27 protein-coding genes are annotated in these 25114 nt (G+C 50.6%); 9 read left to right on the top strand and 18 right to left on the bottom strand.

The window, feature by feature from the left end; genetic code table 11:
- Positions 1 to 2 precede the first annotated feature (2 nt).
- The 13 genes from pgmB to pspA form a co-directional block, all read right to left on the bottom strand.
- On the bottom strand, positions 3 to 671 hold the full coding sequence (pgmB, locus tag ICA20_RS12100) for a beta-phosphoglucomutase (RefSeq protein WP_038640899.1): 669 nt from the start codon (positions 669 to 671) through the stop codon (positions 3 to 5).
- Entirely contained in the window at positions 668 to 2944 is a 2277-nt protein-coding gene (locus tag ICA20_RS12095; RefSeq protein WP_129694997.1) for a glycoside hydrolase family 65 protein, read from the bottom strand. Before ICA20_RS12095 ends, pgmB begins: the two co-directional genes overlap by 4 nt.
- Positions 2941 to 3996 (bottom strand): Gfo/Idh/MocA family oxidoreductase, encoded by a 1056-nt coding sequence (locus tag ICA20_RS12090; protein ID WP_038640903.1) that lies wholly within the window; start codon positions 3994 to 3996, stop codon positions 2941 to 2943. The genes ICA20_RS12095 and ICA20_RS12090 overlap by 4 nt, the downstream gene beginning before the upstream one ends.
- A 10-nt stretch (positions 3997 to 4006) precedes the next feature.
- Positions 4007 to 4795, bottom strand: coding sequence for a sugar phosphate isomerase/epimerase (locus ICA20_RS12085; RefSeq protein WP_038640905.1), 789 nt, complete (start codon positions 4793 to 4795; stop codon positions 4007 to 4009).
- Between the two features lie 16 nt (positions 4796 to 4811).
- On the bottom strand, positions 4812 to 5864 hold the full coding sequence (locus ICA20_RS12080) for a zinc-binding alcohol dehydrogenase (RefSeq protein ID WP_038640907.1): 1053 nt from the start codon (positions 5862 to 5864) through the stop codon (positions 4812 to 4814).
- A 27-nt stretch (positions 5865 to 5891) separates the two neighbouring features.
- Positions 5892 to 6734, bottom strand: a complete 843-nt coding sequence (locus tag ICA20_RS12075) for a carbohydrate ABC transporter permease (protein WP_038640909.1) — start codon at positions 6732 to 6734, stop codon at positions 5892 to 5894.
- Positions 6721 to 7602, bottom strand: coding sequence for a sugar ABC transporter permease (locus tag ICA20_RS12070; RefSeq protein WP_038643191.1), 882 nt, complete (start codon positions 7600 to 7602; stop codon positions 6721 to 6723). Before ICA20_RS12070 ends, ICA20_RS12075 begins: the two co-directional genes overlap by 14 nt.
- Before the next feature lie 20 nt (positions 7603 to 7622).
- Complete coding sequence (locus ICA20_RS12065) at positions 7623 to 8915, bottom strand: ABC transporter substrate-binding protein (RefSeq protein WP_038640911.1); 1293 nt, start codon at positions 8913 to 8915, stop codon at positions 7623 to 7625.
- A gap of 13 nt (positions 8916 to 8928) precedes the next feature.
- Entirely contained in the window at positions 8929 to 10611 is a 1683-nt protein-coding gene (locus tag ICA20_RS12060) for a sugar phosphorylase (RefSeq protein ID WP_173782016.1), read from the bottom strand.
- Positions 10612 to 10802: 191 nt separating this feature from the next.
- Entirely contained in the window at positions 10803 to 11033 is a 231-nt protein-coding gene (gene pspD / locus ICA20_RS12055; protein ID WP_038640914.1) for a phage shock protein PspD, read from the bottom strand.
- Positions 11034 to 11041: 8 nt separating this feature from the next.
- Positions 11042 to 11401, bottom strand: coding sequence for an envelope stress response membrane protein PspC (pspC, locus tag ICA20_RS12050; RefSeq protein WP_004193243.1), 360 nt, complete (start codon positions 11399 to 11401; stop codon positions 11042 to 11044).
- Positions 11401 to 11625 (bottom strand): envelope stress response membrane protein PspB, encoded by a 225-nt coding sequence (pspB, locus tag ICA20_RS12045; protein ID WP_038640917.1) that lies wholly within the window; start codon positions 11623 to 11625, stop codon positions 11401 to 11403. Before pspB ends, pspC begins: the two co-directional genes overlap by 1 nt.
- A gap of 54 nt (positions 11626 to 11679) precedes the next feature.
- Positions 11680 to 12348 carry a phage shock protein PspA gene (pspA, locus tag ICA20_RS12040; protein WP_003020532.1) on the bottom strand — a complete coding sequence of 223 codons (669 nt, stop codon included), beginning with the start codon at positions 12346 to 12348 and terminating at the stop codon, positions 11680 to 11682.
- Positions 12349 to 12503: 155 nt separating this feature from the next.
- Between pspA and pspF the strand changes: the two genes are divergently transcribed.
- Both pspF and ICA20_RS12030 read left to right on the top strand, forming a co-directional pair.
- A complete protein-coding gene (pspF, locus tag ICA20_RS12035; RefSeq protein WP_165353568.1) occupies positions 12504 to 13493 on the top strand; it encodes a phage shock protein operon transcriptional activator in 990 nt (329 codons plus the stop codon).
- 82 nt (positions 13494 to 13575) lie between these two features.
- On the top strand, positions 13576 to 14220 hold the full coding sequence (locus ICA20_RS12030; RefSeq protein WP_038640920.1) for a quinolone resistance pentapeptide repeat protein QnrB12: 645 nt from the start codon (positions 13576 to 13578) through the stop codon (positions 14218 to 14220).
- Positions 14221 to 14315: 95 nt separating this feature from the next.
- Here ICA20_RS12030 and ICA20_RS12025 read toward each other — a convergent pair whose 3' ends face one another.
- From ICA20_RS12025 to ICA20_RS12010, 4 genes are all read right to left on the bottom strand, one after another.
- Positions 14316 to 15224: an SDR family oxidoreductase gene (locus ICA20_RS12025; RefSeq protein WP_038640922.1), complete on the bottom strand. Its 909-nt coding sequence runs from the start codon at positions 15222 to 15224 to the stop codon at positions 14316 to 14318.
- A gap of 176 nt (positions 15225 to 15400) precedes the next feature.
- The gene (locus ICA20_RS12020) at positions 15401 to 15916 is read right to left on the bottom strand and encodes a 2-oxo-tetronate isomerase (protein WP_038640923.1); all 516 of its coding nucleotides are present in this window, start codon (positions 15914 to 15916) and stop codon (positions 15401 to 15403) included.
- A 10-nt stretch (positions 15917 to 15926) separates the two neighbouring features.
- Positions 15927 to 16373, bottom strand: coding sequence for a YetF domain-containing protein (locus ICA20_RS12015; RefSeq protein ID WP_038640925.1), 447 nt, complete (start codon positions 16371 to 16373; stop codon positions 15927 to 15929).
- Between the two features lie 9 nt (positions 16374 to 16382).
- On the bottom strand, positions 16383 to 16886 hold the full coding sequence (locus tag ICA20_RS12010) for a hypothetical protein (protein ID WP_038640927.1): 504 nt from the start codon (positions 16884 to 16886) through the stop codon (positions 16383 to 16385).
- Positions 16887 to 17017: 131 nt separating this feature from the next.
- Here ICA20_RS12010 and ICA20_RS12005 point away from each other — a divergent pair, with 131 nt between their 5' ends.
- The 6 genes from ICA20_RS12005 to sapF all read left to right on the top strand — a co-directional run bounded on the left by ICA20_RS12005 (position 17018) and on the right by sapF (position 23022).
- Positions 17018 to 17410 carry a YdeI family stress tolerance OB fold protein gene (locus ICA20_RS12005; RefSeq protein ID WP_038640929.1) on the top strand — a complete coding sequence of 131 codons (393 nt, stop codon included), beginning with the start codon at positions 17018 to 17020 and terminating at the stop codon, positions 17408 to 17410.
- Between the two features lie 329 nt (positions 17411 to 17739).
- Positions 17740 to 19383: an ABC transporter substrate-binding protein SapA gene (gene sapA, locus ICA20_RS12000; RefSeq protein WP_038640931.1), complete on the top strand. Its 1644-nt coding sequence runs from the start codon at positions 17740 to 17742 to the stop codon at positions 19381 to 19383.
- Positions 19380 to 20345 carry a peptide ABC transporter permease SapB gene (gene sapB, locus ICA20_RS11995; RefSeq protein ID WP_038640933.1) on the top strand — a complete coding sequence of 322 codons (966 nt, stop codon included), beginning with the start codon at positions 19380 to 19382 and terminating at the stop codon, positions 20343 to 20345. Before sapA ends, sapB begins: the two co-directional genes overlap by 4 nt.
- Complete coding sequence (gene sapC, locus ICA20_RS11990; protein ID WP_016156640.1) at positions 20332 to 21222, top strand: peptide ABC transporter permease SapC; 891 nt, start codon at positions 20332 to 20334, stop codon at positions 21220 to 21222. Before sapB ends, sapC begins: the two co-directional genes overlap by 14 nt.
- Positions 21222 to 22214 carry a peptide ABC transporter ATP-binding protein SapD gene (gene sapD / locus ICA20_RS11985; RefSeq protein WP_003020556.1) on the top strand — a complete coding sequence of 331 codons (993 nt, stop codon included), beginning with the start codon at positions 21222 to 21224 and terminating at the stop codon, positions 22212 to 22214. Before sapC ends, sapD begins: the two co-directional genes overlap by 1 nt.
- A 1-nt stretch (position 22215) precedes the next feature.
- On the top strand, positions 22216 to 23022 hold the full coding sequence (gene sapF / locus ICA20_RS11980) for a peptide ABC transporter ATP-binding protein SapF (RefSeq protein ID WP_038640937.1): 807 nt from the start codon (positions 22216 to 22218) through the stop codon (positions 23020 to 23022).
- Between the two features lie 40 nt (positions 23023 to 23062).
- Here the strand turns inward: sapF and ICA20_RS11975 are convergent, their stop codons facing one another.
- On the bottom strand, positions 23063 to 23752 hold the full coding sequence (locus ICA20_RS11975) for an EAL domain-containing protein (protein ID WP_038640940.1): 690 nt from the start codon (positions 23750 to 23752) through the stop codon (positions 23063 to 23065).
- Positions 23753 to 24195: 443 nt separating this feature from the next.
- Between ICA20_RS11975 and fabI the strand changes: the two genes are divergently transcribed.
- Positions 24196 to 24984: an enoyl-ACP reductase FabI gene (gene fabI, locus ICA20_RS11970; RefSeq protein ID WP_038640941.1), complete on the top strand. Its 789-nt coding sequence runs from the start codon at positions 24196 to 24198 to the stop codon at positions 24982 to 24984.
- Positions 24985 to 25114 lie beyond the last annotated feature (130 nt).

Below are 25114 nucleotides of genomic sequence, written 5' to 3'. Positions count from 1 at the left end.
CTTTACTTGTCGTGTTGCCAGAAAGCCGATAAGCACGGCCACGTCAGAAATTCGGTTGAAGGGAGCTGCAAGTTTGCCCCGTTCAGCCCCGTACCGATGCCAACAGAGCGCATGCCGCAGGCGTTGATCGCATCCACGCCTGCTTGAGCATCTTCTATGCCAATGCACTGCTGCGGGTCAACGCCAAGACCCGCACAGGCAGCCAGAAAAATCTCCGGATCCGGTTTCGAACGGGTAATCAGCGCCGCATCCGCACAAAAGTCAAAACAAGCGCTAAGATCAAGCGCCTGTAAAATAGTGGGCGCATTGAGCGACACGGAGGCCAGCCCCACCGGAATCCGCTCTTCCCGTAACGTCATTAACAGCTCGCGAATCCCCGGCAATACCGAGTTAACCGTTAACTGGCGCAAAGAATGGACGTACAGACGATTTTTTCTCTCAGCCAATTGTGCGCAAGTCTCGGGAGTAAACTCCCCCGCCTTTCCGCCGTGGTGCAAAATACGCTGCAGTGACTCGCCACGACTAATCCCTTTCAGGCTGTCATTAAATGCTTCGTCAATCGCAATCCCTATTTCGTCGGCTACCTGCCGCCACGCCAGGAAATGCAGATGCGCGGTATCGGTAATCACGCCATCCAAATCAAAAATGATGGCCTGTGGTTTGAGGATCATTCATCATCCCTTTTTGTGGTAGCGGTCCCATGAATAGACGTAATAATACCGTCATAGGTAATCGCTGACGCCCCCTGGACGGCGATCTTTTCGCCATTAACCCACAAGGTAATACGCTCAGTGCTGCTAATGCGGATCTCTGCTTTATTGATAGTGACCTGCATATCAACGCCCTGCCAACGCAGTGGGAAAGAGAGAGTTTGCCAATGGTCAGGCAATGCAGGGGCAAGATGTAACTCCCCGTGGCGAACATTCACGCCAGCAAATCCCTGAATTGCGCCCAGCCAGATGGCCCCCGTCGCCGCAGCGTGGATACCGTCATCACAGCTATGTGGATCGTCTCCGAGATCGATAAGCGATCCTTCACGCCAGAAGCGATACCCCTGCTCTGAATCACCACAACGCGCGGCCACAATCCCATGGATAGCCTTACTCAAAGACGAGTCATGAATGGTGCGCGGCTCGTAAAACCGCAGGTTCGCCAGACAGGTTTGCGGGTTGAATTGCTCCGGCAGCATATAGGTCAGCATCACCACATCGGCCTGTTTGAGAATTTGCATCTCATTGACCTCTGCGCGGGAGTAATCGAGCAAAATCGTCTGCTTGCCCGCTTTCGCTTTGTAACTGGACAGATCGATAACCGGTTTGCTCAGGAAGGTGTCGTCCTGAGGTAACACGCCATCAGACAACGCTTCCGGTCGCCAGAGATGGCGTAAAAAATGCTCAGCACGGTGAATAAAGGTCTCATCGCTACAGCCCAGGCGACGCGCAAAACCGAGCGCCTGCTCCACGTTGTACCAGGCCATGTAGTTGGTGAACGCATTGTTGTTCACATACTCTGTGTATTCATCCGGGCCAATTACATTGTGGATCTCTAAACGGTCATTAACCATGACGGCTCTGCTGATCCAGAACTTCGCTGTTTCCAGAAGCAGCGTTATACCTTCACGGGACATAAAGTTCATATCCCCGGTGGCATGCCAGTAATTAATCACCGCCCAGGCTATATCCGCCACGAGATGATGTTCAGCCTGTGCGGAGGCCACTTTCTGCCGCAGGCCGGTACGGATGTTGATCGCCGCGAATTCAGGCGTCTCCTCCTCACCGCTGCGCGCGCTCTCCCAGGGAAACAGCGCCCCCTGCCAACCGTTGCGGCGGGCTTTCTCACGCGCGCCCGACAAGTTATGCCAGCGGTAACGTAATAAACTTCTTGCTGTTTTCGGCTCGGTGAAGAGATGGAACGGTAACAGAAAGACCTCGGTATCCCAGAAAACGTGACCTTTATACCCTTCGCCTGTCAGACCTTTCGCCGCAATACTGCTGCGCTCATCGTGATCTGGCGTCATTACACGCAAATGATAGAGCGCATAATCCAGCGCTCGCTGATCGCTCATATCATTACTGATGACCTGAACGCGACGGCTTTGCCACCAGGCATGCCAGTTAGCGGTCGACTCCGCCAGCAGCGCATCGTATCCCTGCTGGGCGCACGCTTCCAGATTACGTAGCGACTGGCGTGCCCAGGTTTCCAGCGACAGGCTGCGCTCGCTCGCCCAGTCTATCCAGCTAATTTTCGTCAGCGTAACGCGTTGTCCGGTTTTCGCCTGCACGCTATTGTGTTGTAACAACCGACGTTCTTTGGCGGTGAAGCAGCGCTGCGCCGCACCGTCTACGTCGCAAAACGTCGCGATCGCGATATCGCTGCGATTGTCCTGGGTGGTGTAAATGCCTTGCAGCAGATGCTGACCAAATACCCGGACCTGCGTTTCATCCAGATGCTGACGTCCATGATTGGTGATCGTGGCATCAATCCCGGTTGAGATGCCAATGCTCGCATCACCATCCAGTGGGGTAACGGCAACTTCCATAGCAAACAGCGGCAGTTTTTGCGCCGAGACAAACCGCCGACTCTCAATAGCGAAACGTGCGCCGCCGGGCGCTCGCCAGACCAGGGTACGGCGTAATTCTCCGCTGGCAAAATCCAGTTCACGATGCCAGCGCTCAATCACGCCGCTGGTTAGTGAGAAAATCTCGCCATTAAGCGCGATCTCCACACCCACCACATCAGGCAGATTAACCAGTTCGTTAATTTCACCTTTCCCCGCCCGGTGATACAGTCCCGCCAGATACATGCCGCGAGTTTGTAAGGTGTAGGCTTCTTCGTGGCTGGCGCGAATCCCCATATAGCCGTTGCCAAGCGTCATCAGAGACGCATATTTGTTGAGGCTGTGTGGGCAAAAAGCCGGTTCGGTTAGCATTACTGGCTTCGTCATAAGTCTACATATGTTCCTGTTTCAGCCGATTCATACAGTGCGGCAACCAGTTGTTGAATAACGACGCCCTGCTCTGCGTCCGCAATAGCGACAGGCTCGCCCTGAACGTGATTCACGAAGGCCTCCATGCTGCGAAAATGACGATTGTCATCGGCTATTTCGCGCTGGAACAGCACATCCAGCGTCCCGTCACGATCGGTATAGACCCGCGCCGGAAATAAGGTCGCCCCGGCAAGATCGCCGCAGAAATTGACGTTCATAATCGATTGTTCAGGAATATTCAGCGCGAAAGAGGTCTCAAGACGCAGGATCCCGCCGTTATGAAATTCGATCGTGCCGAACAGAGAATCCTCAACGGTGTACGTCGCGGGATCCCATGCCCCGAACTGGCCGCTGCTCTTACGTGTGCCAATACGCTGATAGCTGTGCGCGTTAACACGCTTTACCGCCGGGAAGCCCAACACATACATCGCGGCATCAAGCATATGGATACCGATATCAATCAGCGGCCCACCGCCCTGCAGTTCCTTGTTGGTAAAAACACCCCAGCCGGGTACGCCGCAGCGACGCAAAGCGCGGACATTAGTGACATAGATTTCGCCCAGCGCGCCTGCCATCACCTGTTCGCGAAGCAACTGGGTATCCAGTGCGAAACGATGGTGAAAATCATATGCCAGTACTTTTCCCATCCGCCGCGCCGTTTTACACATCTCCAGCGCCTCGTCTGGCGTCATGGCCGGGGGCTTTTCGCACATCACATGACAGCCAGCGTTCAGCGCCAACATGGTGTGTTCATAATGAAAACGATTGGGCGAACAGATACTGACGATATCTGGCTTTGCTTCGCGTAACATCGTCTGCGGATCGTCCCAAACCTGCGGATTACCGTATTTCTCTGCCAGCACCTGCGCCTGTGACAGGCGGCTGTCACAGACAGCCACCAGTTCCAGATCGTTGCGGGTGCAGTAGTACGAAGCATGAACTTTATCCGCTACCTGCCCGGCGCCGATAATGGCGACACGTAGCGGAGCGCTTGTCAGTGCACTTTTCACGGAAATCCTCTTAGCAGGTACGCAGCCAGGCCAGCGACTGACGGTATGCTTCCGGCAGGTTCTCCGCCCGTACCCGTCCTTCATACACTACGTAACCCTGATAATTATCTTCACGCAGTTGGTCAAACAGCGCAGAGAAATCCAGCGTACCGCTCCCCGGCTGATAACGATGGTTATCCGCAATATGCACGTGACCCAGCAGATCGCGATTATCGTGCAGCGCCTGCGCCATATCGTCTTCTTCGATATTCATGTGGTAAAAATCACCAATGATTTGCACATGCTTCAGGTTGTTTTCCACGATATAGCGGCGAGCATCCGCCAGGGTGTTGATCATATGATCCTGATAGCGATTGAGCGGCTCGAGATACACCACCGTGCCCGTACGTTCAGCGACTTTATCGAGATAAATCAATGAATCACTGACGGCTTTGCGATCGCCTTCCAGGCTACGCGGAGAGGTCATCGGCGGTAGGCGGAAGGTAAACATGCCCCAGGCGGCAGGGACAATAATCCCTTGCCCGCCGACTTCGGCCAGCGCTTCAAGAATGCGGGTGATCTGCTGTAAACCATTCAAACGACGTTCTTCGATAAAATCACCGATCCAACCGTCATAGCCCCCGCAGGCGGTGGTCACGGGCAGACCTGTTTCTTTGATCGCCGCTTTCACTTCCTCAAGATTGTTGACCAGCAATTTGCCGTCAATTTCAAAACCATCAAAACCCATCTCTTTGATGTAACGGAATTTCTCGAGAATATTTTCTGGGAAAAAAGCCTGATTCTGTGTTCCAATTTTCATTTTCTGCATTCCTTAATTAAAACGTCACGCCCATTTTGATGCTTTGTTCCGGATGGCGATCGACATACTGCATATAGCTTTCCGGACTGCTGGCGAAGGTGACTACCGGATCGATAAGCTCTTCACAGTTCAGATAACCGTTCATCAACAGTTCCCAGCAGGTCTCCTCAATGCGCTTGCGATTCCAGCGCGGATAATCTGGATTTGGTTCACTGCAGGCGCGGGAGAAGACAATTTTGGCGTTGTTGAAGTGCGCTTCACGGCCCAGGTTGAACCCTTCGGCAAAAGGTTTTGCGAAGGCGACATAGGAGATGGTGCCCCCGTAGGCCAGACCGCGTAACGCTGATTGCAGCGCATCCGCATAGCCGCTGGTTTCGATGATCACATCCGCGCCCTGTTTGCCGGTCAGCTTTTTAATTTCCATGCCCACGTCGGTGCCAATCGGGTCCAGACAGAAATCAGCCCCATGGCGACGCGCGATATCACAACGATGGGCAATCGGATCCACGCCAATCACCACTGACGCTCCCGCTTTCTTAGCCAGTTGCACGGCGATCTGGCCAATTGCCCCTAACCCGACGATGACCACAAAGTCACCGACGCGCACATTGGCATCACGCACACCGCTCATAGCGAACTGTGCAGGGTCATAGCACACGGCATTTTTCCACGAACTCCCTTCTGGCATTTTGCGCAGTTTGTAGTTGTTCACGGCATTAAAGATGACCGTTTCTGCCAGTGGACCATATCCGCAGACAGAGTCGCCGACCGCGTAGTCGGTCACGTCGCTACCACACTCAATGACATCGCCCACCACCATGTTGCCAAGCTGGAACTTACCGAACTCGATTCCGCGCGGCGCCCCTTCCGTACGCGGCATAAACATTTGCCATTCGCCGTTAAAATCTTCATCAATAAACGGACTGGCAGCGCGGAAATCGACTACTTCAGTGCCATGTTTGGGTGCGCCAAAACGTACGCGGACTTTCACTTCATTGGCGGATACCGCTCTGTCTTCATATTCCACCAGCGCTGCAACACGCGGTTCGGTGGCAACTAACTTCTTCATTTACAACTCCTTAATTAAACTGGCCGCTTAGCCTTTCACGCCGCCTGCGGTCAAACCACTCTTAATAAAACGTTCGGAAAGCGCATACATAATGACCACCGGCAATGCGGTGACCAACGATGCGGCCATCATGCGTCCCCAGATATAGTCAGGCGTACTGAACAGCGCGTTCAGACCGACCGGTAAGGTAAAATTGCTGGCGCTGGAGAGGAAAATCGAGGCAAACAGATAGTCATTCCACGCGACCATAAAGCAGTACACAAAGACCGAAACCAGACCAGACATGGCCAACGGCACGGTGATGCGAAAGATAATTTGCAGACGATTTAATCCATCCATCATCGCAGCTTCTTCGATCTCATCCGGAATGGTGTCGAAATAGCTTTTCAACATGAACACGGCTGTCGGCAGCGTTTGGGTCACCATGGTGATGATCAACGCCATTTCGGTGTCATAAATGCCGAGGGCCGTAATGATTTTGAACAACGGCACCACCAGCAAAATCCCCGAGAACATGTACACCGTGTAAAAGCTGGCGTTGATGGTCATCCGTCCCTTAAAACGCAGGCGGGACAGCGCATACGCTCCGAGGACGCCGAGAAACACCGCCACCACCGATGACGAGACCGATACCACCAGGCTATTACGGAAGTAGTCAACAAACGGGAAGATCATCGGGTTGAAAATGTCGATGTAATGTTCCAGCGTCCATTGCTGAGGTAACAGCGTGGGATGCAGTGAAATCGCCTCTTTTGCGCTTTTAAATGAGGTCATCAGCATCACAAAAAACGGAAATAACGTGATACCGAGGAAGACAATTAATCCACAGTAAAAGCCGATGCGGCCAAGCGTGCGCTTATTTGTTGCCATTGAGGTTCACCCGTTTTCTGGTCAGCAGGATAACAGCGAAAATGATGACGAAGAGGACGACAGAAATAGCAGCCGCTTTACCCAGGTCATTGAATGCAAACGCCGTTTTATAGAGATAGACCCCGAGAATATCGACTTTAGTGGTCAGCAGATAAACATCGGCGAACATATAGAACATCCAGATCGTACGCAGCGTGACTACGGTCGCCAGCACCGGCATGATCGCTGGCAGCGTGACGATACGAAACCGTTGCCAGGCGTTCGCGCCATCCATTTCCGCCGCCTCATACAACGATTTATCAATAGTCTGCAAAATCGCCAGAAATGAGATAAAGGCATACGGGAAGTAGCGCCAGATGGCGAAAAGTACAACCAGTGCGAAGCTGCTGCCGGGATTGTCGAACCACAGCGGCGCCTGATCGTACAGATGCAGCAGATCCACGCCGAGGTAGTTCACAATGCCGTAGCCGTTGTTGAACATGTATTTCCAGGCAAACACCAGCGAAATTGATGGCGTTACGTAAGAGAGGATCACCAGCGAGCGCGCCGTTTTTCGCAGACGAAACTCACGGTTAAAAAACATCGCCACTCCCAGCCCCAGCACCGTGCTCCCGGCAACAACCAGCGCGGTATACCAGACCGTCATCCACAGCGAATGCCAGAATCCGGGATCGGTTAAGATACGGATATAGTTGCTCAAGCCGACAAATGTTGACTCAATTTGTGGATTAAGCGGCAGACGCATAAAGCTGATTTCGATGTTAGATATCATCGGCCATGCGACTAAACCACCCAGCAAGAGCAAGCTGGGCGCCAGCAGCAGCATGGCAAATGGCATATCCGATCGACCTGAAAAGAACTTATTCATCACGGCTTTCCATTTCCCCATTAGCGCTGTTCAACAAGGTCATCCAGTTTGGTCTGGCTTGCCTTCATCGTCGTTGAAAGATCGGCTTTTCCTACCGTGACGTTGTGCACCATGGTGCTTATGACACCGGAACCCGTAACGTCGCCCATGCGGGTAAAGTTCTTATCGCCGACTGCGCCAAACACCTGAATATTCGGCAGTTCGGCAATCAGTTGATCGGGTAATTCACCCAGTGCTTTAATAACGGGGTTATCTTTCCACGTTGCGGTATTCACCACTGCTTTATTGACCGGGAGCGCAGCGCCAGGGGACATCATCACCCAGTCAGCAATGTTGTCGGCCTGCTCCATAAAGGTGACAAATTTTTCTGCGGCTTCTGTCTCTTCGGTTTTTTGACCTGCGGTTATGGTCAGCGATGTCAACATGCCATAGACGGCAGACGTTTTTTCCGTCGGAACCATAAAACCAACATTTTTAGGATCCCCCTCCTTAATCACCGCCGGGAGGATATAGGTGGAATAAATAGCCATCGGCGCAGTGCCGTTCATGAAAGCGTCTTTGACCTCCATGATGTCGTTAGATCCCGGCATGGTATTCATCGCAAGCTGGCGGTAATACTGCAACGCCTGGGCCATCTCCGGCGTGTCGAGCGTGATCTTTCCCTGCGCATCGAAAACGTTAGCCTGGTTAGAGAGCGCGAACTGAGAGAAGGACTGTTCGGTCAATACGCTTTCCGCCGTAGGTAGCGCAATACCATATTTTTTACTGCCCGGATCGTTTAACTTCTGCGCCACTTCGAGCAGTTGCTGCCAGTCTTTCGGCTCTTCCAGCCCTGCTTTTGCCAGTGCATCTTTGCGATACCAGACCCCGCCAATCCAGGCGCTAACCGGTACCCCGGTCCATGCAGAGCCATCTTCGGTACGCACAATACGCAGTACGCCATCATAAAACGCGTCTTCACCCACACTGTTGATGACCTGCGCCACCGCTTTGCGATCGATAAGCGATTCTTTGTCCATGACTTTCGCGTAGTCATGGCTGGTTTCAATGACTTCAGGAAGTGAACCGCTACGTGCGAGGGTAATCACTTTGGTGTTGTAAGCATCCTCTTCAACAGGAACCTGTTTGACGCTGATACCGGGGTTCTCTTTTTCAAAGCGCTCAATCAGTTTGGCAATAACCGCCTGCCGCTCCTGTTCTACAGAAGAGTGCATAAATTCAATCGCGACAGAGGATTTTTTATCATCCTTACACCCGGAAACCAGGGCGCAGGACACCAGTGCTGAAATCAGCACAATTTTAGCTTTAAGCATGGAATGTTCCTTTTTATTTCTTAATCCACATAACCTGCCAGGCGTGTAACGTTAATTCCTTACCCGAAATACTTTCTTCGCTAATCAAATCAAATCCATTTTCAATATCAATATTAATGGTTTGTGTCTGAGCGCTGATATTAAATAAACCAGTAATTTCTTCGCCTGTTTCTGCCGTACGTTTAATTTGCATAACGGCCGGTGTAACACTGTTAATCTTAAAATCACTATCAGGATGAAATGCTTTGTTATTACGCCGCAGAACAATTAATCGGGATAACTCATGGTAAATGGCGTGACGCAAACAAGTTTCATCGGCCAGTTCCGTTTCTATTTGTCTTATATGATATTTTTTACGGTTGATCGCCCGGTTATAACCCAGTTTTTCCACACCTTCATAGTCATTGCGCGATCCGAGGATACTTTGAATATAAATCGCTGGCACACCAGGAAAACTCAGCAAAATGGCATGGGCAAGTATAAAGCGGGAAAATCTTTCAGCATCACTGCTATTACCCGGCGTTAACGCATCCATATAGGTTACGTTAATTTCATACGGGCTTCGGCTACCATCAGGATTATTCTTCCAGTTAACCAAGGCGCCTTCCTGTTGTAATTCCGTCACCAGTCGCATGATTTCATCTTCAGGTAACAGGCCCCGTAACGGGTTGAGGCCAATTCCGTCATGCGATGCGAGGAAATTAAACCATGTGGTCTCAGTCGATGGCAGTTCCAGTGATTGCGCCCACTGACACAATGTCGTTGTATCCTGGCGTTGCACCGCATGCAGCACCAACGGCGGCAGCGAGAACTGGTACACCATGTGCGCCTCATCGCGGCCATTACCGTAATAGGAAATGTTATCCTTATGCGGAACGTTCGTTTCAGTAATAATCGCCGTACCAGGTGCCGCGCAGTCAGCAATAGCGCGGAACAGTTTGATAAGCTGATGCGTTTTTTCCAGGTGAATACAGGTTGTCCCTGGCTCTTTCCACATAAAACCAACCGCATCCAGGCGGACATAATCAGCGCCCTGCTCCAGGTAACTCAGCAGTACATCGACCATCGCCAGTAATACCAATGGATTGGCATAGTTGAGATCGATCTGGTCGTCGCTGAATGTCGTCCAGAGATGACGCACAGTATTATCTTTCAGCGTAAACGGGGTCAGTAACGGTAATGCACGTGGGCGCGTGACGTTGCTCAGGTCCGTATCAGGATCCATCGCAATAAAGAATTCTTCATAACCGTCAAGCTGTTGCAAATAGTTATTAAACCATTCGCTTTTAGCTGACATATGGTTACAAACAAAATCAAACATCAGTCGACTGGATTCAGCTAATTGCTTAATATCATTCCAGTCACCGGTTTCTTCGGCAACCTGATAGTAATTAATTACTGAAAAACCATCATCCGATGACCACGGATAAAATGGCAACAGATGCACATGAGAAAATGTCGACTTAAGCCATTCATTATAAAACTGATTAAACGTTGGCAGCGGTTTTTTATCTTCCGCGTAAAATTGATCGGCGTAGGTGATCAGAACGACATCACCCTCATCCCAATGCGCTTTACGGTTTTTTTTAATTAATTTTTGTGATTTCTCTAAACGCGCAACCAGCGCTTCATAGTGAAGTGAAGAAAATGTGTCGCCATAGACTTCACTCAGACATTTTTGGATTTTTTGGTTCACCTTCATTTCTCGTGGTAGCGGTCCCATGACGCAAGAGACTACTCTGCCGGAAATAAGCTGTCAATCAGCTGAGGTGGCTTGGAGGGGGGGTAAAAAAGAATTTTGGCAGCCAAAAAATCGTATTTGTGAGCTGCCGCAAATTAACTGAGGGAATGTTGATTAATTGTTGCTTGCTTTTGTTGTTTCGGATATCAGGGTTGATTACCTGAATAGCGTTTCGACAATTTTGTCGCTGCCCGGCTCAACAAAGGTTCAAGTACTAACGCCAGCAACATTTTTAGCGGACGTCGGGCCACGGACTTCACGGCCCACCCTGCTACTCCAGCCGGGCCATAGCGCAGCGCAGTCAGCAGCACCAGCTTACCTGCTATTTTAAAGCCCGGCTTTACCTTTTGCCCGGCACGTTGCCAGCGATTATTCATTTTTAACCTCACAATTGGCGGAAGCGGCTGCGTAATGTGAAGGTATCAGATGTCACATAACGCTCCATCTCACGCAAACGCTTTTCACTTGCAGCCAGCTCACGATCGACAGCATCCAACAGCTCACCGCTTGATGGCTGCTGTTCTCCGGAAACCACGTTGTCCGGCATCGGATCCAACACAAACGTCAGTACGATGTAGGCGACAAAGGTGAAAAAGGCCAGACCAAAAAAGATGGACAGCACCACCAGGATCCGCACCAGTTTCACAGGAACATCGAGATAATGCGCAATACCCGCGCAAACCCCTTTCACCATGCCTTGCTGCGGTATACGCCACAGTTTTTTGTTCAGATTAACGCCCCCCATTAGCGGTCCCTCCAGTTTGGATGTTCAGCATCAAGGATGTCTTCCAGCGCTTGAATGCGCTCACGCATCCGCTGTGCGTCCTGGTTAAGTTCAGCCAGACGCTGTTGTTCACTTTGCGCCAGCTCGCCGCGACTGGAACGATTGCTGTAATGCAGCCAGAGCCAAATCGGTAAGACGAACAGCACAAAGATGGTTAACGGGATGGCCAGAAATAGCGCGCTCATGAGTACTCCTTACAGGTGATGAGCGGCGGCGCGTTCGGGCACCGCCAGATATTATTATTGCTTGTCTTGCTGCATTTTGGCTTTCAATTGCGCCAACTGCTCGCTGATTTCATCATCTGCTTTCAGGTCAGCAAATTGCTGATCCAAAGACTTCTGCTTACCGAAGTTATGGCTTTCAGCTTCAGCTTCCATTTGATCGATTCGGCGCTCAAAAGATTCAAAGCGCGCCATCGCTTCATCCAGTTTGCCGCTGTCCAGTTGACGACGAACATCACGGGAAGAGCTTGCCGCCTGATGGCGCAGCATCAACGCCTGCTGACGAGCACGGGTTTCACTAAGTTTGTTTTCCAGTTCACCAATCTCTTTTTTCATACGCGCCAGCGTATCGTCAACCAGCGTTACCTCATGCTCCAGGGAGGCAATCAGGTCAGTCAGTTTCTGTTTTTCGATTAACGCAGAACGCGCCAAATCTTCTTTCTCTTTGCGCAGCGCCAGCTCTGCTTTTTCCTGCCACTCTGCCTGTTGGGCGCTGGCCTGTTCGATACGACGCGATAACTGTTTCTTTTCTGCCAGCGCGCGTGCGGAGTTTGAGCGCACTTCAACCAGCGTGTCTTCCATTTCCTGGATCATCAACCGCACCAGCTTCTGTGGATCTTCAGCCTTTTCCAGCAACGCATTAATGTTGGCGTTCACGATGTCGGCAAAACGAGAAAAAATACCCATAATGTAATCCTCACTTACTGTTCTGATATCGGGCAATGCCCTGCTGCTGTTCTAATGCACTTCGCATGCCAACTTTTTAATTTCTTGAATTACTTGAAAATATCCAATTTTACCTGCCGGGATAAATAGGGTAAATTGGTGAATAACACTAACAAATGGTGAATTTCATCATGGCAGGATACAAAGATAATCTTCTGGGCGAAGCGAACAGCTTTATTGAAGTTCTGGAGCAGGTTTCTCATCTCGCGCCGCTGGATAAACCTGTGCTGGTCATTGGGGAACGCGGTACGGGGAAAGAGCTTATCGCCAACCGCCTGCACTATCTCTCCACCCGCTGGCAAGGCCCGTTTATTTCACTTAACTGCGCGGCGCTCAACGAAAATTTACTCGATTCCGAACTTTTTGGTCACGAAGCTGGCGCCTTTACTGGCGCGCAGAAACGTCATCCGGGTCGTTTCGAGCGCGCCGATGGCGGCACGCTATTTCTTGATGAACTGGCGACCGCCCCGATGCTGGTACAGGAAAAACTGCTGCGCGTTATTGAGTACGGAGAGCTGGAACGCGTCGGCGGTAGCCAGCCGCTGCAGGTCAACGTACGACTGGTTTGCGCAACCAATGCCGACCTGCCACGGATGGTGAGTGAAGGCACGTTCCGCGCGGACCTGCTGGATCGCCTGGCTTTTGATGTGGTGCAACTCCCACCGTTACGCGAACGTCAAAGCGACATCATGTTAATGGCTGAACATTTTGCCATTCAGATGTGCCGTGAGATCGGGTTACCGTTGTTTCCAGGGTTTACCGACGAGGCCAAAGAAACGCTCCTCCACTACCGTTGGCCGGGCAATATTCGTGAGCTGAAAAACGTCGTGGAGCGTTCAGTTTACCGACACGGGACCAGCGATTACCCGCTGAATGAGATTGTGATTGACCCGTTCAGGCGTCACACCACACCGCCGCAGGCGCAGGAAACCAGACCTGCATCCGTAACCTTACCGCTGGATCTGCGTGAATTCCAACAGCAGCAGGAGAAGGAATTTTTGCAAAGCAGCTTACAGCAGGCGAAATTTAATCAGAAAAAAGCCGCTGAATTATTAGGTCTGACCTACCATCAGCTCCGTGCGTTACTCAAGAAACACCAAATTTAGCGTACAGGGGCAGACGTTGGACGCAAGGGTTAAAACAGTTTACCATGATGCAATCACTGTATAAAAAAACAGGTTAATCATGATGACTCTGGCGTTAGTTGGCGAAAAAATTGACAGAAACAGATTCACTGGTGCGAAAGTTGAAAATAGCACATTTTTCAACTGTGATTTTTCGGGTGCCGACCTCAGCGGTACTGAGTTTATTGGCTGCCAGTTCTATGATCGAGAGAGCCAGAAAGGGTGTAATTTTAGTCGCGCTATCCTGAAAGATGCCATTTTCAAAAGTTGTGATCTCTCCATGGCGGATTTCAGGAATGTGAGCGCGCTGGGAATCGAAATTCGCCACTGCCGCGCACAAGGTTCAGATTTTCGCGGCGCAAGCTTTATGAATATGATTACCACACGCACCTGGTTTTGTAGCGCCTATATCACCAATACCAACTTAAGCTACGCCAACTTTTCAAAAGTCGTACTGGAAAAGTGCGAGCTGTGGGAAAACCGTTGGATGGGTACTCAGGTACTGGGGGCGACGTTCAGTGGTTCAGATCTTTCCGGCGGTGAGTTTTCGTCGTTCGACTGGCGGGCCGCAAACTTTACGCACTGTGATTTGACCAATTCAGAGCTGGGCGATCTCGATGTCCGGGGTGTTGATTTGCAAGGCGTCAAATTGGACAGCTACCAGGCATCGTTGATCCTGGAACGTCTTGGCATCGCTGTCATTGGTTAATATTCAGGGAGCGGTGCCTGCCGCCCCCTGCCCTTAAACAATATTGTCCGCGCTGGCTTTCCCCCGCGGACGTTTCGACTCAGCGAACATAGACGTCAGAGAGTTCCGGTCCCCCCGTCAGAACACCATACCTGACCGGATGTATAGCTGTTCTCTTCAGCCGCTAAAGTGACATACAGAGGGGCAATTTCTACCGGTTGGCCTGGCCGACCGAGCGGCGCATTTGCGCCAAATTTCTCAATTTTTTCCTGTGGTTGGCCGCCGCAACACTGCAATACCGTCCAGTACGGTCCAGGCGCGACAGCATTCACACGGATCCCTTTGGGTGCCAGTTGCTTTGCCAGCGATTTAGTAAATGCCACTATCGCCGCCTTGGTCTGAGCATAATCAAGCAGGATCTCACTTGGCTCATAAGCCTGTACCGACGAGGTGTTAATAATCACGCTGTCTCGTGAAAAATGAGGAACAGCTGCTTTGGTGATCCAAAACATGGCGTAGACATTGGTCTTGAATGTCGCATCAAACTCTTCTGTGGTGAGGTCTTCGATCGATTCGCAAAATTGCTGACGACCGGCGTTATTCACCAGAATATCCAACCCTCCCAGCGCTTCTACCGCCTGTTTTACCAGATGGTTACAGAAAGTTTCGTCACGAATATCACCGGGAATCGCCGCGACTTTTCTCCCTGCTTTTTTTATCAATTCGACAACCTCACGCGCATCGTCCTCTTCTTCAGGTAAATAATTAATCGCGACATCGGCGCCTTCGCGGGCATAAGCAATGGCAACAGCACGCCCAATACCTGAGTCACCTCCGGTAATTAATACCTTGCGACCATTTAACCTGCCGCTTCCCTGATAGCTTTCTTCGCCATGATCGGGACGCGGTTGCATTTTTCCAGCCAGACCTGGAAAAGGTTGTTTTTGATGTGGAAAAAGCGGCTGCGGAAAACGTTCTGAATTAGTTTTATTGGTGGTCTGTTTTCCTTTATTTAGGTCAGTCATTCAATCACCTCTCATGAGTCATCATTCATCGCAAAGACTAATAAGCGTAGAACAAAATGAATGACATGACCTTTATAATTTACCCACAACTTAATTTTTGCCAAATATTAACCTGGTCCTTACGATGATAACTTCACATTGCGTTGAGATATTTACTCGGATAAGTCCTGGTTTATTTATTTGTTCTTCCAGGCTGTAACTTCTTCAACCAATACCGCCAGGCTAAAACGTACCGCCTTTTCTATAACGTCCTGGCAATCCCCGGAAAAATATTCCCGTTTTGTTATTATCCGCCCGCGGAAATTCCACGCAAACCACACCGTTCCTGCGGGAGTACCATCCTCCCCACCTTCCGGCCCCGCATATCCGCTAATGGCTATGCTGATGTCGGTTTCGGCTTGCTCACGTATCCCTACAGACATCTCACTGACCGTTTGCTCACTAACGGCGCTATATTTCTCCAGCGTACTGGCCCGCACGCCGAGCATTTTCTGCTTGGCGCGATCGCTAAAGGTTATAACGCCGATATCATAAAATTCTGCGGTATCCGCCTGTGCACAAAGCGCGGCGGCCAAGTTACCTCCTGTACAAGATTCTGCGGTAGTCAACGTTAAACCGCGATCAATAAGCGTTTTTGCAACCCGTTTCGTTAGTTCATTGCGTGTTTTTGCGTCATTGTACTCCGTGTTCATTACCGCCTCGCTAATTCTCTTCAGGAATGACAGAAATATGTCCGTTACGTTCCAGAATGGCATACTTGATTTTACTGGATTCGGTAATCCCCTGATTTTGTCGCGCAGCGACTAATATATCGTCAAGAGAAACATCCACTTTCTTCATTTTATCCAACAAAGGTATCCCGTGATCAAGCAGGATAACCGGAGAGCCATCCAGTACAGATTCTGCCCCACCTACCTTTTTCTTAATGAAACCAAACAGAATATCAATAGTAACCAGTGTGACAATCGTGATCATGGCGCCGGTTAGCGAAAAATCATTACCCAATAAGGCTTGCTGAGTTGCTTCACTGATAATAAGTAATAAAATCAGATCGAAGCTGGTCATTTGTAACAATGCCCGGCGACCGGCTATTTTGAAAACCACCAGCAAAATAAGGTAAATGGCTAATGCCCGGAAGACCATCTCCATACCCACCTCCTAGGGATAAATAAATTGTTTGAAGCGGATTTCAGGTTCGCCATTTAGCTGGAGAAAACTCATTACACTTCCTGGCTTCACGGGCGTAACCTGCAGCCAGACAGTAAAATCCTGCGTTGCTTCAGAATCATTGTAGACAAGGTAAAGATCATTACCCTTGCTGTACATGCTGTCTGGCTGCGGCCAAATATTTTCCATCTCATAAAATTTGTTGAAATCGCCGCCAATGCGCAACGTCATATTCACAGAATCATGCTTCTGTCCCGAGATTTTAAATTGAAATTCCGTTTGCAAACGACCAAATTTTTCGAATTGTAACTCTGTTGTCTTTAAGGTGTTTTTTCTCGTTTCCTCACTTAAATACCCGCCGGAAAACGCTCCCGCCGTAGCAAGTAAAACAATGCAGAACAAACAGATAAAACCAATCTTGTGAAAGCCTGATTCAAAATTCAGAAAACGCTGACTCTCTTTCACTCCTTGCAAATGGGCTTTCTCTCTGTTCATTTCACCGCCTCGCTTATATCACACTAATCCTTTGTTTTATTGAAAAATTATCATTTGAGACTTATCCCACTCGCCAGATTAATAAATAGCAACCAAACTTAATAAGTCAAATCAATTTCTATGGAGGCTCTATGAAAATATCTTTCGCCCCCTTACTGTGTTGTTTTTTATTGCCATCAGCGTTTGCCGATGATAATGGTGGATTGAAAAAAGATACCGCCCCGCCACCTGCCCACGCACTGGATGAAGGATATCGCGGCACTGAAGATGCAAGAATCATGACCGTCCAACAAGCTAAAACCATGCATGACGGTGCGACCATCTCTTTACGAGGTAATCTCATTGAGGATCAAGGAGAAGATAAGTTTATCTTCCGTGACAAAACCGGCACGATCAACACCCTTATCCCGCTTGCCGTCTTTGATGGCCGAACGGTAAAACCCGATCAAATGATCAGGATTAACGGTAGCCTTGACGCTAAAATGCAACCGCCGGTGGTACGCGTTAATAAAATCCAGAAGTAATTCGACATACGGGAAGATATTCACTCTTCCCGCCTCATTCTTGTTTATTTTCCTCTGATTCTTCAGACATTCCTCCCACACAACAGACTCATTTTTCCCGTCAGACACCTCCCGCCATTGAATCCGGCGTTTAAGCGAGTCAGAGGTGCCATGAAAATGCTAAGATAGCTAATAGAGGATATGCAAAGTGGATAGCAGGTATGAATTTTGACCAACTGGCGATGTTGAATTCGCGGTTATCAACCCTGCAGCCCCCAAACACAAACGGTAATGGCAAATGTCATTAAGTATTAGTAAGATAGCTTCTTTATATATAACCCTTTAAAATTATGCGCCTGGTTTTATCATCTCTGATCGTGATGGCTGGACTTCTGAGTGGTCAGGCTGCAGCTGCGCCTGAGCAGGCCTCGTACGCTGATATTCGTGACAGTGGCTTTGTCTATTGCGTCAGCGGGCAGGTCAATACGTTCAATCCACAAAAAGCGAGCAGCGGTCTCATCGTAGACACATTAGCGGCCCAATTGTATGACCGACTGCTTGATGTCGATCCCTATACTTATCGCCTGGTGCCAGAACTGGCTGAAAGCTGGGAAGTATTGGATAACGGCGCAACCTACCGCTTCCATTTACGTCGCGATGTTCCGTTTCAAAAGACAGCCTGGTTCACGCCCACCCGCAAACTGAATGCGGACGATGTGGTATTTACCTTCGAGCGCATCTTTGATCGCCAACATCCGTGGCACAATATCAATGGCAGCAGTTTTCCCTATTTTGACAGCCTGCAGTTCGCCGATAACGTCCAAAGCGTGCGCAAGCTGGACAACAACACCGTTGAATTTCGCTTAAATCAACCCGACGCCTCCTTCTTGTGGCACCTTGCCACACATTATGCCTCGGTGATGTCGGCAGAATATGCCGCCAAATTAGCCAAACAGGATCGCCAGGAATTACTTGACCGACAGCCCGTCGGCACAGGTCCGTACCAACTTTCAGAAAATCGTGCAGGCCAATATATTCGCCTGCAACGGCATGAAAAATTCTGGCGAGGTACCCCCTTGATGCCACAAGTCGTGGTGGATCTCGGCTCTGGCGGAACCGGCCGTTTATCGAAATTACTGACCGGCGAGTGCGACGTGCTGGCCTGGCCGGCTGCCAGCCAGCTCAGCATATTGCGTGATGATCCTCGACTGCGTTTGACGTTGCGTCCTGGGATGAATATCGCCTATCTGGCGTTCAACACGGATAAACCGCCGTTGAACAACCCTGCCGTACGACATGCGCTAGCGCTGGCCATTAACAACCAACGGTTAATGCAATCTATTTACTACGGTACGGCGGAAACCGCGGCATCTATTTTGCCTCGCGCCTCGTGGGCTTATGACAACGAAGCTAAAATTACTGAGTACAACCCGGCAAAATCGCGCGAGCAATTAAAAGCGCTAGGGCTGGAAAATCTGACGTTACAACTTTGGGTCCCCACCAGTTCTCAGGCCTGGAACCCCAGTCCGTTGAAAACCGCAGAGCTGATTCAGGCAGATATGGCTCAGGTGGGTGTGAAAGTGAAGATCATCCCGGTAGAAGGTCGTTTTCAGGAGGCGCGATTAATGGATATGAACCATGATCTGACGTTGTCCGGCTGGGCAACTGACAGTAACGATCCTGACAGCTTTTTCCGACCGATGCTCAGTTGTGCCGCCATTAACTCACAGACCAACTTTGCCCACTGGTGCAATCCGGAGTTTGACAGCATTTTGCGCAAAGCCCTCTCTTCGCAACAACTCTCCTCGCGAATTGATGCCTACGACGAAGCGCAAAATATTCTTGCGCGCGAGTTGCCGATCCTGCCGCTGGCCTCTTCGCTTCGTTTGCAGGCTTATCGCTATGACATTAAAGGGTTGGTGCTCAGCCCGTTCGGCAACGCTTCTTTTGCCGGGGTTTCCAGGGAAAAGGCTGACGAGGTGAAAAAACCATGATTATCTTCACCCTGCGCCGTTTTTTATTACTGCTGGTCACCCTGTTCTTCCTGACTTTTATTGGGTTCAGCCTGAGCTACTTCACACCTCATGCGCCGTTACAGGGCGCATCGCTGTGGAACGCCTGGGTATTCTGGTTCAATGGCCTGATTCACTGGGATTTTGGTGTGTCCAGTATTAACGGCCAGTTGATCTCAGAACAACTCAAAGAGGTGTTTCCGGCGACAATGGAACTGTGCATTCTGGCCTTTGGTTTTGCACTGATGGTCGGGATCCCGATAGGCATGTTGGCGGGCATAACACGTAATAAATGGCAGGATCGTTGCATCAGCGCATTGGCTCTGATGGGCTTTTCTATTCCGGTTTTTTGGCTGGCGCTGCTGCTTACGTTGCTCTTCTCACTGACCCTCGGCTGGCTGCCCGTTTCCGGACGTTTTGATCTGCTCTACGAAGTTAAGCCCGTTACCGGATTTGCCATTATCGACGCCTGGATCGCCGACTCGCCCTGGCGCGATGAAATGCTGGTCAGTGCGATCCGCCATATGGTGCTTCCGGTGTTAACGCTCTCCGTTGCACCGACGACGGAAGTTATTCGATTGATGCGTATCAGCACCATTGAGGTCTTTGATCAAAACTATGTTAAAGCGGCGGCTACTCGTGGTTTGTCACGGTTAACGATTTTACGCCGTCACGTACTGCACAACGCTCTCCCACCGGTTATCCCGCGCCTGGGTCTACAGTTTTCCACCATGCTGACGCTGGCGATGATCACCGAGATGGTCTTTAGCTGGCCAGGTCTTGGCCGTTGGCTGATTAACGCGATTCGCCAGCAGGATTACGCGGCGATTTCGGCGGGTGTGATGGTGATAGGCTCACTGGTTATCATCGTTAACGTCATCTCTGATATTTTGGGTGCTATGGCTAACCCTCTGAAACATAAGGAATGGTATGCCTTACGATAGCGTCTACAGCGAAAAGCGCCCGCCGGGTACGCTGCGCACCGCATGGCGCAATTTTTACGGCGATGCAACCGCAATGATCGGCCTGTATGGCTGTGCGGGACTGGCGATTCTGTGTATTTTTGGTGGTTGGTTCGCGCCTTACGGCATCGACCAGCAGTTTCTCGGCTATCAGCTTTTACCGCCGTCATGGTCGCGCTATGGCGAAGTCTCTTTCTTCCTCGGGACTGATGACCTGGGGCGTGATGTTTTAAGCCGCCTGCTCAGCGGTGCGGCCCCAACCGTGGGCGGTGCGTTTGTCGTAACTCTCGCCGCCACGCTGTGTGGCTTGTTACTGGGGGTGGTTGCCGGAGCAACGCACGGTTTGCGTTCCGCGGTGCTCAATCACATTCTGGACACCCTGCTGTCGATCCCTTCACTGTTGCTGGCGATTATTGTGGTGGCTTTTGCCGGGCCGCATCTGACTCACGCGATGTTTGCCGTCTGGCTGGCGCTGCTGCCGCGGATGGTTCGCTCCGTCTACAGCATGGTGCATGACGAGCTGGAAAAAGAGTATGTTATTGCCGCTCGCCTTGATGGCGCAACCACGCTCAATATTCTGTGGTTCGCCGTTCTGCCCAATATTACCGCCGGGCTTATCACTGAAATCACCCGTGCGCTGTCGATGGCAATTCTGGATATCGCCGCGCTGGGTTTTCTTGACCTTGGCGCGCAGTTGCCATCACCGGAATGGGGAGCCATGCTCGGCGACGCGCTGGAGCTGATTTATGTCGCTCCGTGGACAGTGATGCTGCCAGGCGCGGCGATCATGATAAGCGTGCTGCTGGTTAACCTGCTGGGTGATGGCGTGCGCCGCGCAATTATTGCGGGGGTGGAATAATGCCATTACTCGATATCCGCAACCTGACCATTGAATTCAGAACCGGCGACGACTGGGTAAAAGCAGTTGACCGTGTCAGCATGACTCTCAATGAGGGTGAAATCCGCGGACTGGTCGGCGAGTCCGGCTCCGGCAAGAGCCTTATAGCCAAGGCTATTTGCGGCGTCGCCAAGGATAACTGGCGCGTAACCGCAGACCGTATGCGCTTTGATGACATCGATCTCCTGCGCCTTTCCGCGCGTGAACGACGCAAGCTGGTCGGTCATAACGTTTCCATGATCTTTCAGGAACCGCAATCGTGTCTTGACCCGTCCGAGCGTATTGGACGACAGCTGATGCAAAATATTCCAGCCTGGACCTATAAGGGGCGCTGGTGGCAGCGCATCGGCTGGCGCAAACGCCGGGCGATTGAGCTTTTGCACCGCGTCGGGATAAAAGATCATAAAGATGCCATGCGCAGCTTCCCGTATGAACTGACCGACGGCGAGTGTCAGAAGGTAATGATCGCTATTGCACTGGCGAATCAGCCGCGCTTGCTGATTGCCGATGAACCGACGAACGCGATGGAGCCAACGACCCAGGCGCAAATATTTCGCCTGCTGACCCGGCTGAACCAAAACAGTAATACTACCATTTTGTTGATCAGCCATGACCTGCAAATGCTCAGCCAGTGGGCGGACAAAATCAACGTAATGTATTGCGGACAAACGGTGGAAACGGCGCCCAGTAAAGATCTGGTGACGATTCCACATCATCCTTATACGCAAGCGTTGATCCGCGCCATTCCTGATTTTGGTAGCGCGATGCCGCATAAAAGTCGTCTGAATACCATGCCAGGAGCGATTCCATTGCTGGAACAATTACCCATCGGCTGCCGTCTGGGGCCGCGCTGCCCTTATGCTCAGCGTGAATGTATTGAAACCCCACGACTGACCGGAGCAAAGAATCATCTCTACGCCTGTCATTTCCCGCTGAACATGGAGAGAGAGTGAGATGGTAGAAACCCTGCTCGAAGTTCGCAATCTGAGCAAAACCTTTCGCTACCGGACGGGTTTATTTCGCCGCCAGACCGTTGAGGCCGTTAAGCCACTCAGCTTTACCCTGCGCGAACGCCAGACACTCGCGGTCATTGGTGAGAATGGTTCCGGTAAGTCCACGCTGGCAAAGATGTTAGCTGGCATGATTGAACCCACCAGTGGTGAACTGCTGATTGACGATCATCCGCTCCAGTATGGTGATTATTCATTCCGTAGTCAGCGTATCCGTATGATTTTTCAGGATCCGTCAACATCGCTTAACCCTCGCCAGCGTATTTCACAAATCCTTGATTTCCCGCTGCGTCTGAACACCGACCTGGAACCTGAACAGCGTCGCAAACAGATTATAGAAACGATGCGCATGGTTGGACTGTTACCTGACCATGTGAGCTATTACCCGCATATGTTGGCGCCGGGGCAAAAACAGCGTCTGGGGCTTGCCCGCGCGCTTATTTTACGACCTAAAGTGATTATCGCCGACGAGGCCCTTGCCTCTCTGGACATGTCGATGCGTTCGCAGCTCATCAATTTGATGCTGGAATTACAGGAAAAACAGGGGATTTCGTATATCTATGTGACTCAACATATCGGCATGATGAAGCACATTAGCGATCAAGTATTAGTCATGCATCAGGGTGAAGTTGTTGAGCGTGGCAGTACCGCGGATGTTCTGGCTTCCCCGCTGCATGAGCTGACTCGTCGTCTGATTGCAGGGCATTTTGGCGAGGCGCTCACCGCCGACGCCTGGCGGAAAGATCGCTAACAAAGCCGCTGCCCTCCGAAACCGGAGGGCAATTGCGCCATCAGTGACCAACACCGGGTAAGAGCAGTGTCTCGACCTCGTGAAAAACGACTGACGGAAAAACGCTCCCCTGTATCGCCCAGACACCTGCCGCGCTGACGTCATCGATAAGTCGTGATGTTTCGACCCCCTCCACCGCAACGCGATCGCAATATTCCCGGATGTTTTTGATAAGCATCGGGAACATCGGCTTTTCTACCTGTTCAAGGAAGAAACCGCGATCCAATTTAACCACGTCAAAATGACCGCAAACCAGCGGACTTGCCCCGACGTTACCGGAGCCGAGATCGCCCAGCCATAGCGCGTTTGGGCCGTCACAGAGTGAATTAATCAGCAGATTATTCAGGCAAATCGTACTCGACAGAAAACGCTCTGACAGTTCCAGTGCAATAAAGGGCATTGCGTGTAGGGCCGACTTGATGACCGGATCACCAATCGCCAGAAGCGCCATTTCATCGATGAGATGAAGGGTACAGAGCAGATTGTTGCTCTCAAACCAATCACGCTTTTCGGCAATTAACTGGATTTGCTTGAGCATGAAATTACGCTTTTGTTCGCTATTCCACGCTGAAACGACGAAATCTGCATGCAATGGGCGAACCGTATCTGCAGCAAACCGGGCGATCATCTCCACGCCCAGCAACTTATTTGTTGTGTCTCTCATCGGTTCCGCGATGAAATGATAGTGCATAAGACCACTCCAATTGATCATAACTTCCTGATAATGCACTTTTAATCACAATCAATCAATAATATCGATCAATGTATCGATATTGATCGATAAAAACAATATATCATAACAATCTGAATATATGCATGTTTTTTGTTTTAAGAAAGTTCCTACCTTGCTATGTTTATTAACATCAGCTAGCGCCTTAATAATACCATTTTAGCGCCTTTAAAGCCTTGTATTTTCTCATTGTCTTCAATGCAATACGGGTCGGGCAAAGCACAACCAGGGGAAGTAATATCCTCGCCATTTGCAATGAATGGCAAGGGTCATTTAGGGTTGATAACCATTCTAAAAGGAACAATGAGTAGGATATAATTTCAGCCCAATTTCGCGCGTTTTTGAGATGGCAATCATCACGCTTTGATTGCTACGAAGAAGCAATGACCATAAGGATTAAAGCTATGGGTTTTCTTTCCGGTAAGCGTCTTCTGGTGACGGGTCTTGCCAGTAAATTGTCCATTGCCTGGGGAATCGCTCAGGCAATGCATCGTGAAGGCGCTGAACTGGCGTTCACCTACCAGAACGACAAACTAAAAGGCCGAGTGGAGGAATTTGCCGCTCAACTGGGGTCCAGCATCGTACTACAATGTGATGTTGCCGAAGATGCCAGCATCGATGCGATGTTCGCTGAACTGAGCCACTCCTGGCCGAAATTCGACGGATTCGTGCATTCCATCGGTTTCGCGCCTGCTGACCAGTTGGATGGCGACTATGTGAATGCGGTCACCCGCGAAGGTTTTAAAATTGCTCATGACATCAGCGCTTACAGCTTTGTTGCGATGGCAAAAGCTTGCCGCTCTATGCTTAACCCTGGCTCTGCGCTACTGACGCTATCCTACCTGGGTGCAGAGCGCGCAATCCCTAACTACAACGTGATGGGTCTGGCGAAAGCGTCTCTGGAAGCCAACGTCCGTTACATGGCTAACGCAATGGGTCCTGAAGGTGTACGAGTGAACGCCATCTCCGCAGGTCCAATCCGCACTCTTGCCGCTTCCGGCATCAAAGATTTCCGTAAAATGCTGGCGCATTGTGAAGCGGTGACGCCGATTCGCCGCACCGTGACGATTGAAGATGTAGGTAATTCCGCAGCATTCCTGTGCTCCGATCTTTCTGCCGGCATCTCTGGTGAAGTCGTTCACGTAGATGGCGGCTTCAGCATTGCAGCGATGAACGAGCTGGATCTGAAATAATCGTTTAGTCCTCTGTGGGCGGCCTGCCGTCGCCCATGATTTCACCTCCTCCTCCACTGCCCTGTGCCATATATACTTTTCCGATATTTATTATCACGTAACAATCTTTCATCCCCCCTTCGGCTTACGT

The sequence above is a fragment of the Citrobacter sp. C5_2 genome (genome assembly GCF_014596845.2).
Taxonomy (GTDB): Bacteria; Pseudomonadota; Gammaproteobacteria; order Enterobacterales; family Enterobacteriaceae; genus Citrobacter; species Citrobacter werkmanii.
The sequence above is the reverse complement of the archived record's forward strand: the minus strand, read 5'-3'. Positions and strand labels throughout refer to the sequence as shown.

Bases quoted from the DNA above. Each gene is read 5' to 3' on its own strand.
- sapB (WP_038640933.1), top strand. From the start codon at position 19,380: ATGATTATCTTCACCCTGCGCCGTTTTTTATTACTGCTGGTCACCCTG.
- pgmB (WP_038640899.1), bottom strand. From the start codon at position 671: ATGATCCTCAAACCACAGGCCATCATTTTTGATTTGGATGGCGTGATT.
- ICA20_RS11975 (WP_038640940.1), bottom strand. From the start codon at position 23,752: ATGCACTATCATTTCATCGCGGAACCGATGAGAGACACAACAAATAAG.
- ICA20_RS12085 (WP_038640905.1), bottom strand. From the start codon at position 4,795: ATGAAAATTGGAACACAGAATCAGGCTTTTTTCCCAGAAAATATTCTC.
- ICA20_RS12095 (WP_129694997.1), bottom strand. From the start codon at position 2,944: ATGACGAAGCCAGTAATGCTAACCGAACCGGCTTTTTGCCCACACAGC.
- pspB (WP_038640917.1), bottom strand. From the start codon at position 11,625: ATGAGCGCGCTATTTCTGGCCATCCCGTTAACCATCTTTGTGCTGTTC.
- ICA20_RS12020 (WP_038640923.1), bottom strand. From the start codon at position 15,916: ATGAACACGGAGTACAATGACGCAAAAACACGCAATGAACTAACGAAA.
- ICA20_RS12010 (WP_038640927.1), bottom strand. From the start codon at position 16,886: ATGAACAGAGAGAAAGCCCATTTGCAAGGAGTGAAAGAGAGTCAGCGT.
- ICA20_RS12015 (WP_038640925.1), bottom strand. From the start codon at position 16,373: ATGGAGATGGTCTTCCGGGCATTAGCCATTTACCTTATTTTGCTGGTG.
- ICA20_RS12070 (WP_038643191.1), bottom strand. From the start codon at position 7,602: ATGAATAAGTTCTTTTCAGGTCGATCGGATATGCCATTTGCCATGCTG.
- pspD (WP_038640914.1), bottom strand. From the start codon at position 11,033: ATGAATAATCGCTGGCAACGTGCCGGGCAAAAGGTAAAGCCGGGCTTT.
- fabI (WP_038640941.1), top strand. From the start codon at position 24,196: ATGGGTTTTCTTTCCGGTAAGCGTCTTCTGGTGACGGGTCTTGCCAGT.
- sapD (WP_003020556.1), top strand. From the start codon at position 21,222: ATGCCATTACTCGATATCCGCAACCTGACCATTGAATTCAGAACCGGC.
- ICA20_RS12005 (WP_038640929.1), top strand. From the start codon at position 17,018: ATGAAAATATCTTTCGCCCCCTTACTGTGTTGTTTTTTATTGCCATCA.
- ICA20_RS12080 (WP_038640907.1), bottom strand. From the start codon at position 5,864: ATGAAGAAGTTAGTTGCCACCGAACCGCGTGTTGCAGCGCTGGTGGAA.
- ICA20_RS12030 (WP_038640920.1), top strand. From the start codon at position 13,576: ATGACTCTGGCGTTAGTTGGCGAAAAAATTGACAGAAACAGATTCACT.
- sapC (WP_016156640.1), top strand. From the start codon at position 20,332: ATGCCTTACGATAGCGTCTACAGCGAAAAGCGCCCGCCGGGTACGCTG.
- ICA20_RS12025 (WP_038640922.1), bottom strand. From the start codon at position 15,224: ATGACTGACCTAAATAAAGGAAAACAGACCACCAATAAAACTAATTCA.
- pspA (WP_003020532.1), bottom strand. From the start codon at position 12,348: ATGGGTATTTTTTCTCGTTTTGCCGACATCGTGAACGCCAACATTAAT.
- pspF (WP_165353568.1), top strand. From the start codon at position 12,504: ATGGTGAATTTCATCATGGCAGGATACAAAGATAATCTTCTGGGCGAA.
- ICA20_RS12065 (WP_038640911.1), bottom strand. From the start codon at position 8,915: ATGCTTAAAGCTAAAATTGTGCTGATTTCAGCACTGGTGTCCTGCGCC.
- sapA (WP_038640931.1), top strand. From the start codon at position 17,740: ATGCGCCTGGTTTTATCATCTCTGATCGTGATGGCTGGACTTCTGAGT.
- pspC (WP_004193243.1), bottom strand. From the start codon at position 11,401: ATGGGGGGCGTTAATCTGAACAAAAAACTGTGGCGTATACCGCAGCAA.
- sapF (WP_038640937.1), top strand. From the start codon at position 22,216: ATGGTAGAAACCCTGCTCGAAGTTCGCAATCTGAGCAAAACCTTTCGC.
- ICA20_RS12075 (WP_038640909.1), bottom strand. From the start codon at position 6,734: ATGGCAACAAATAAGCGCACGCTTGGCCGCATCGGCTTTTACTGTGGA.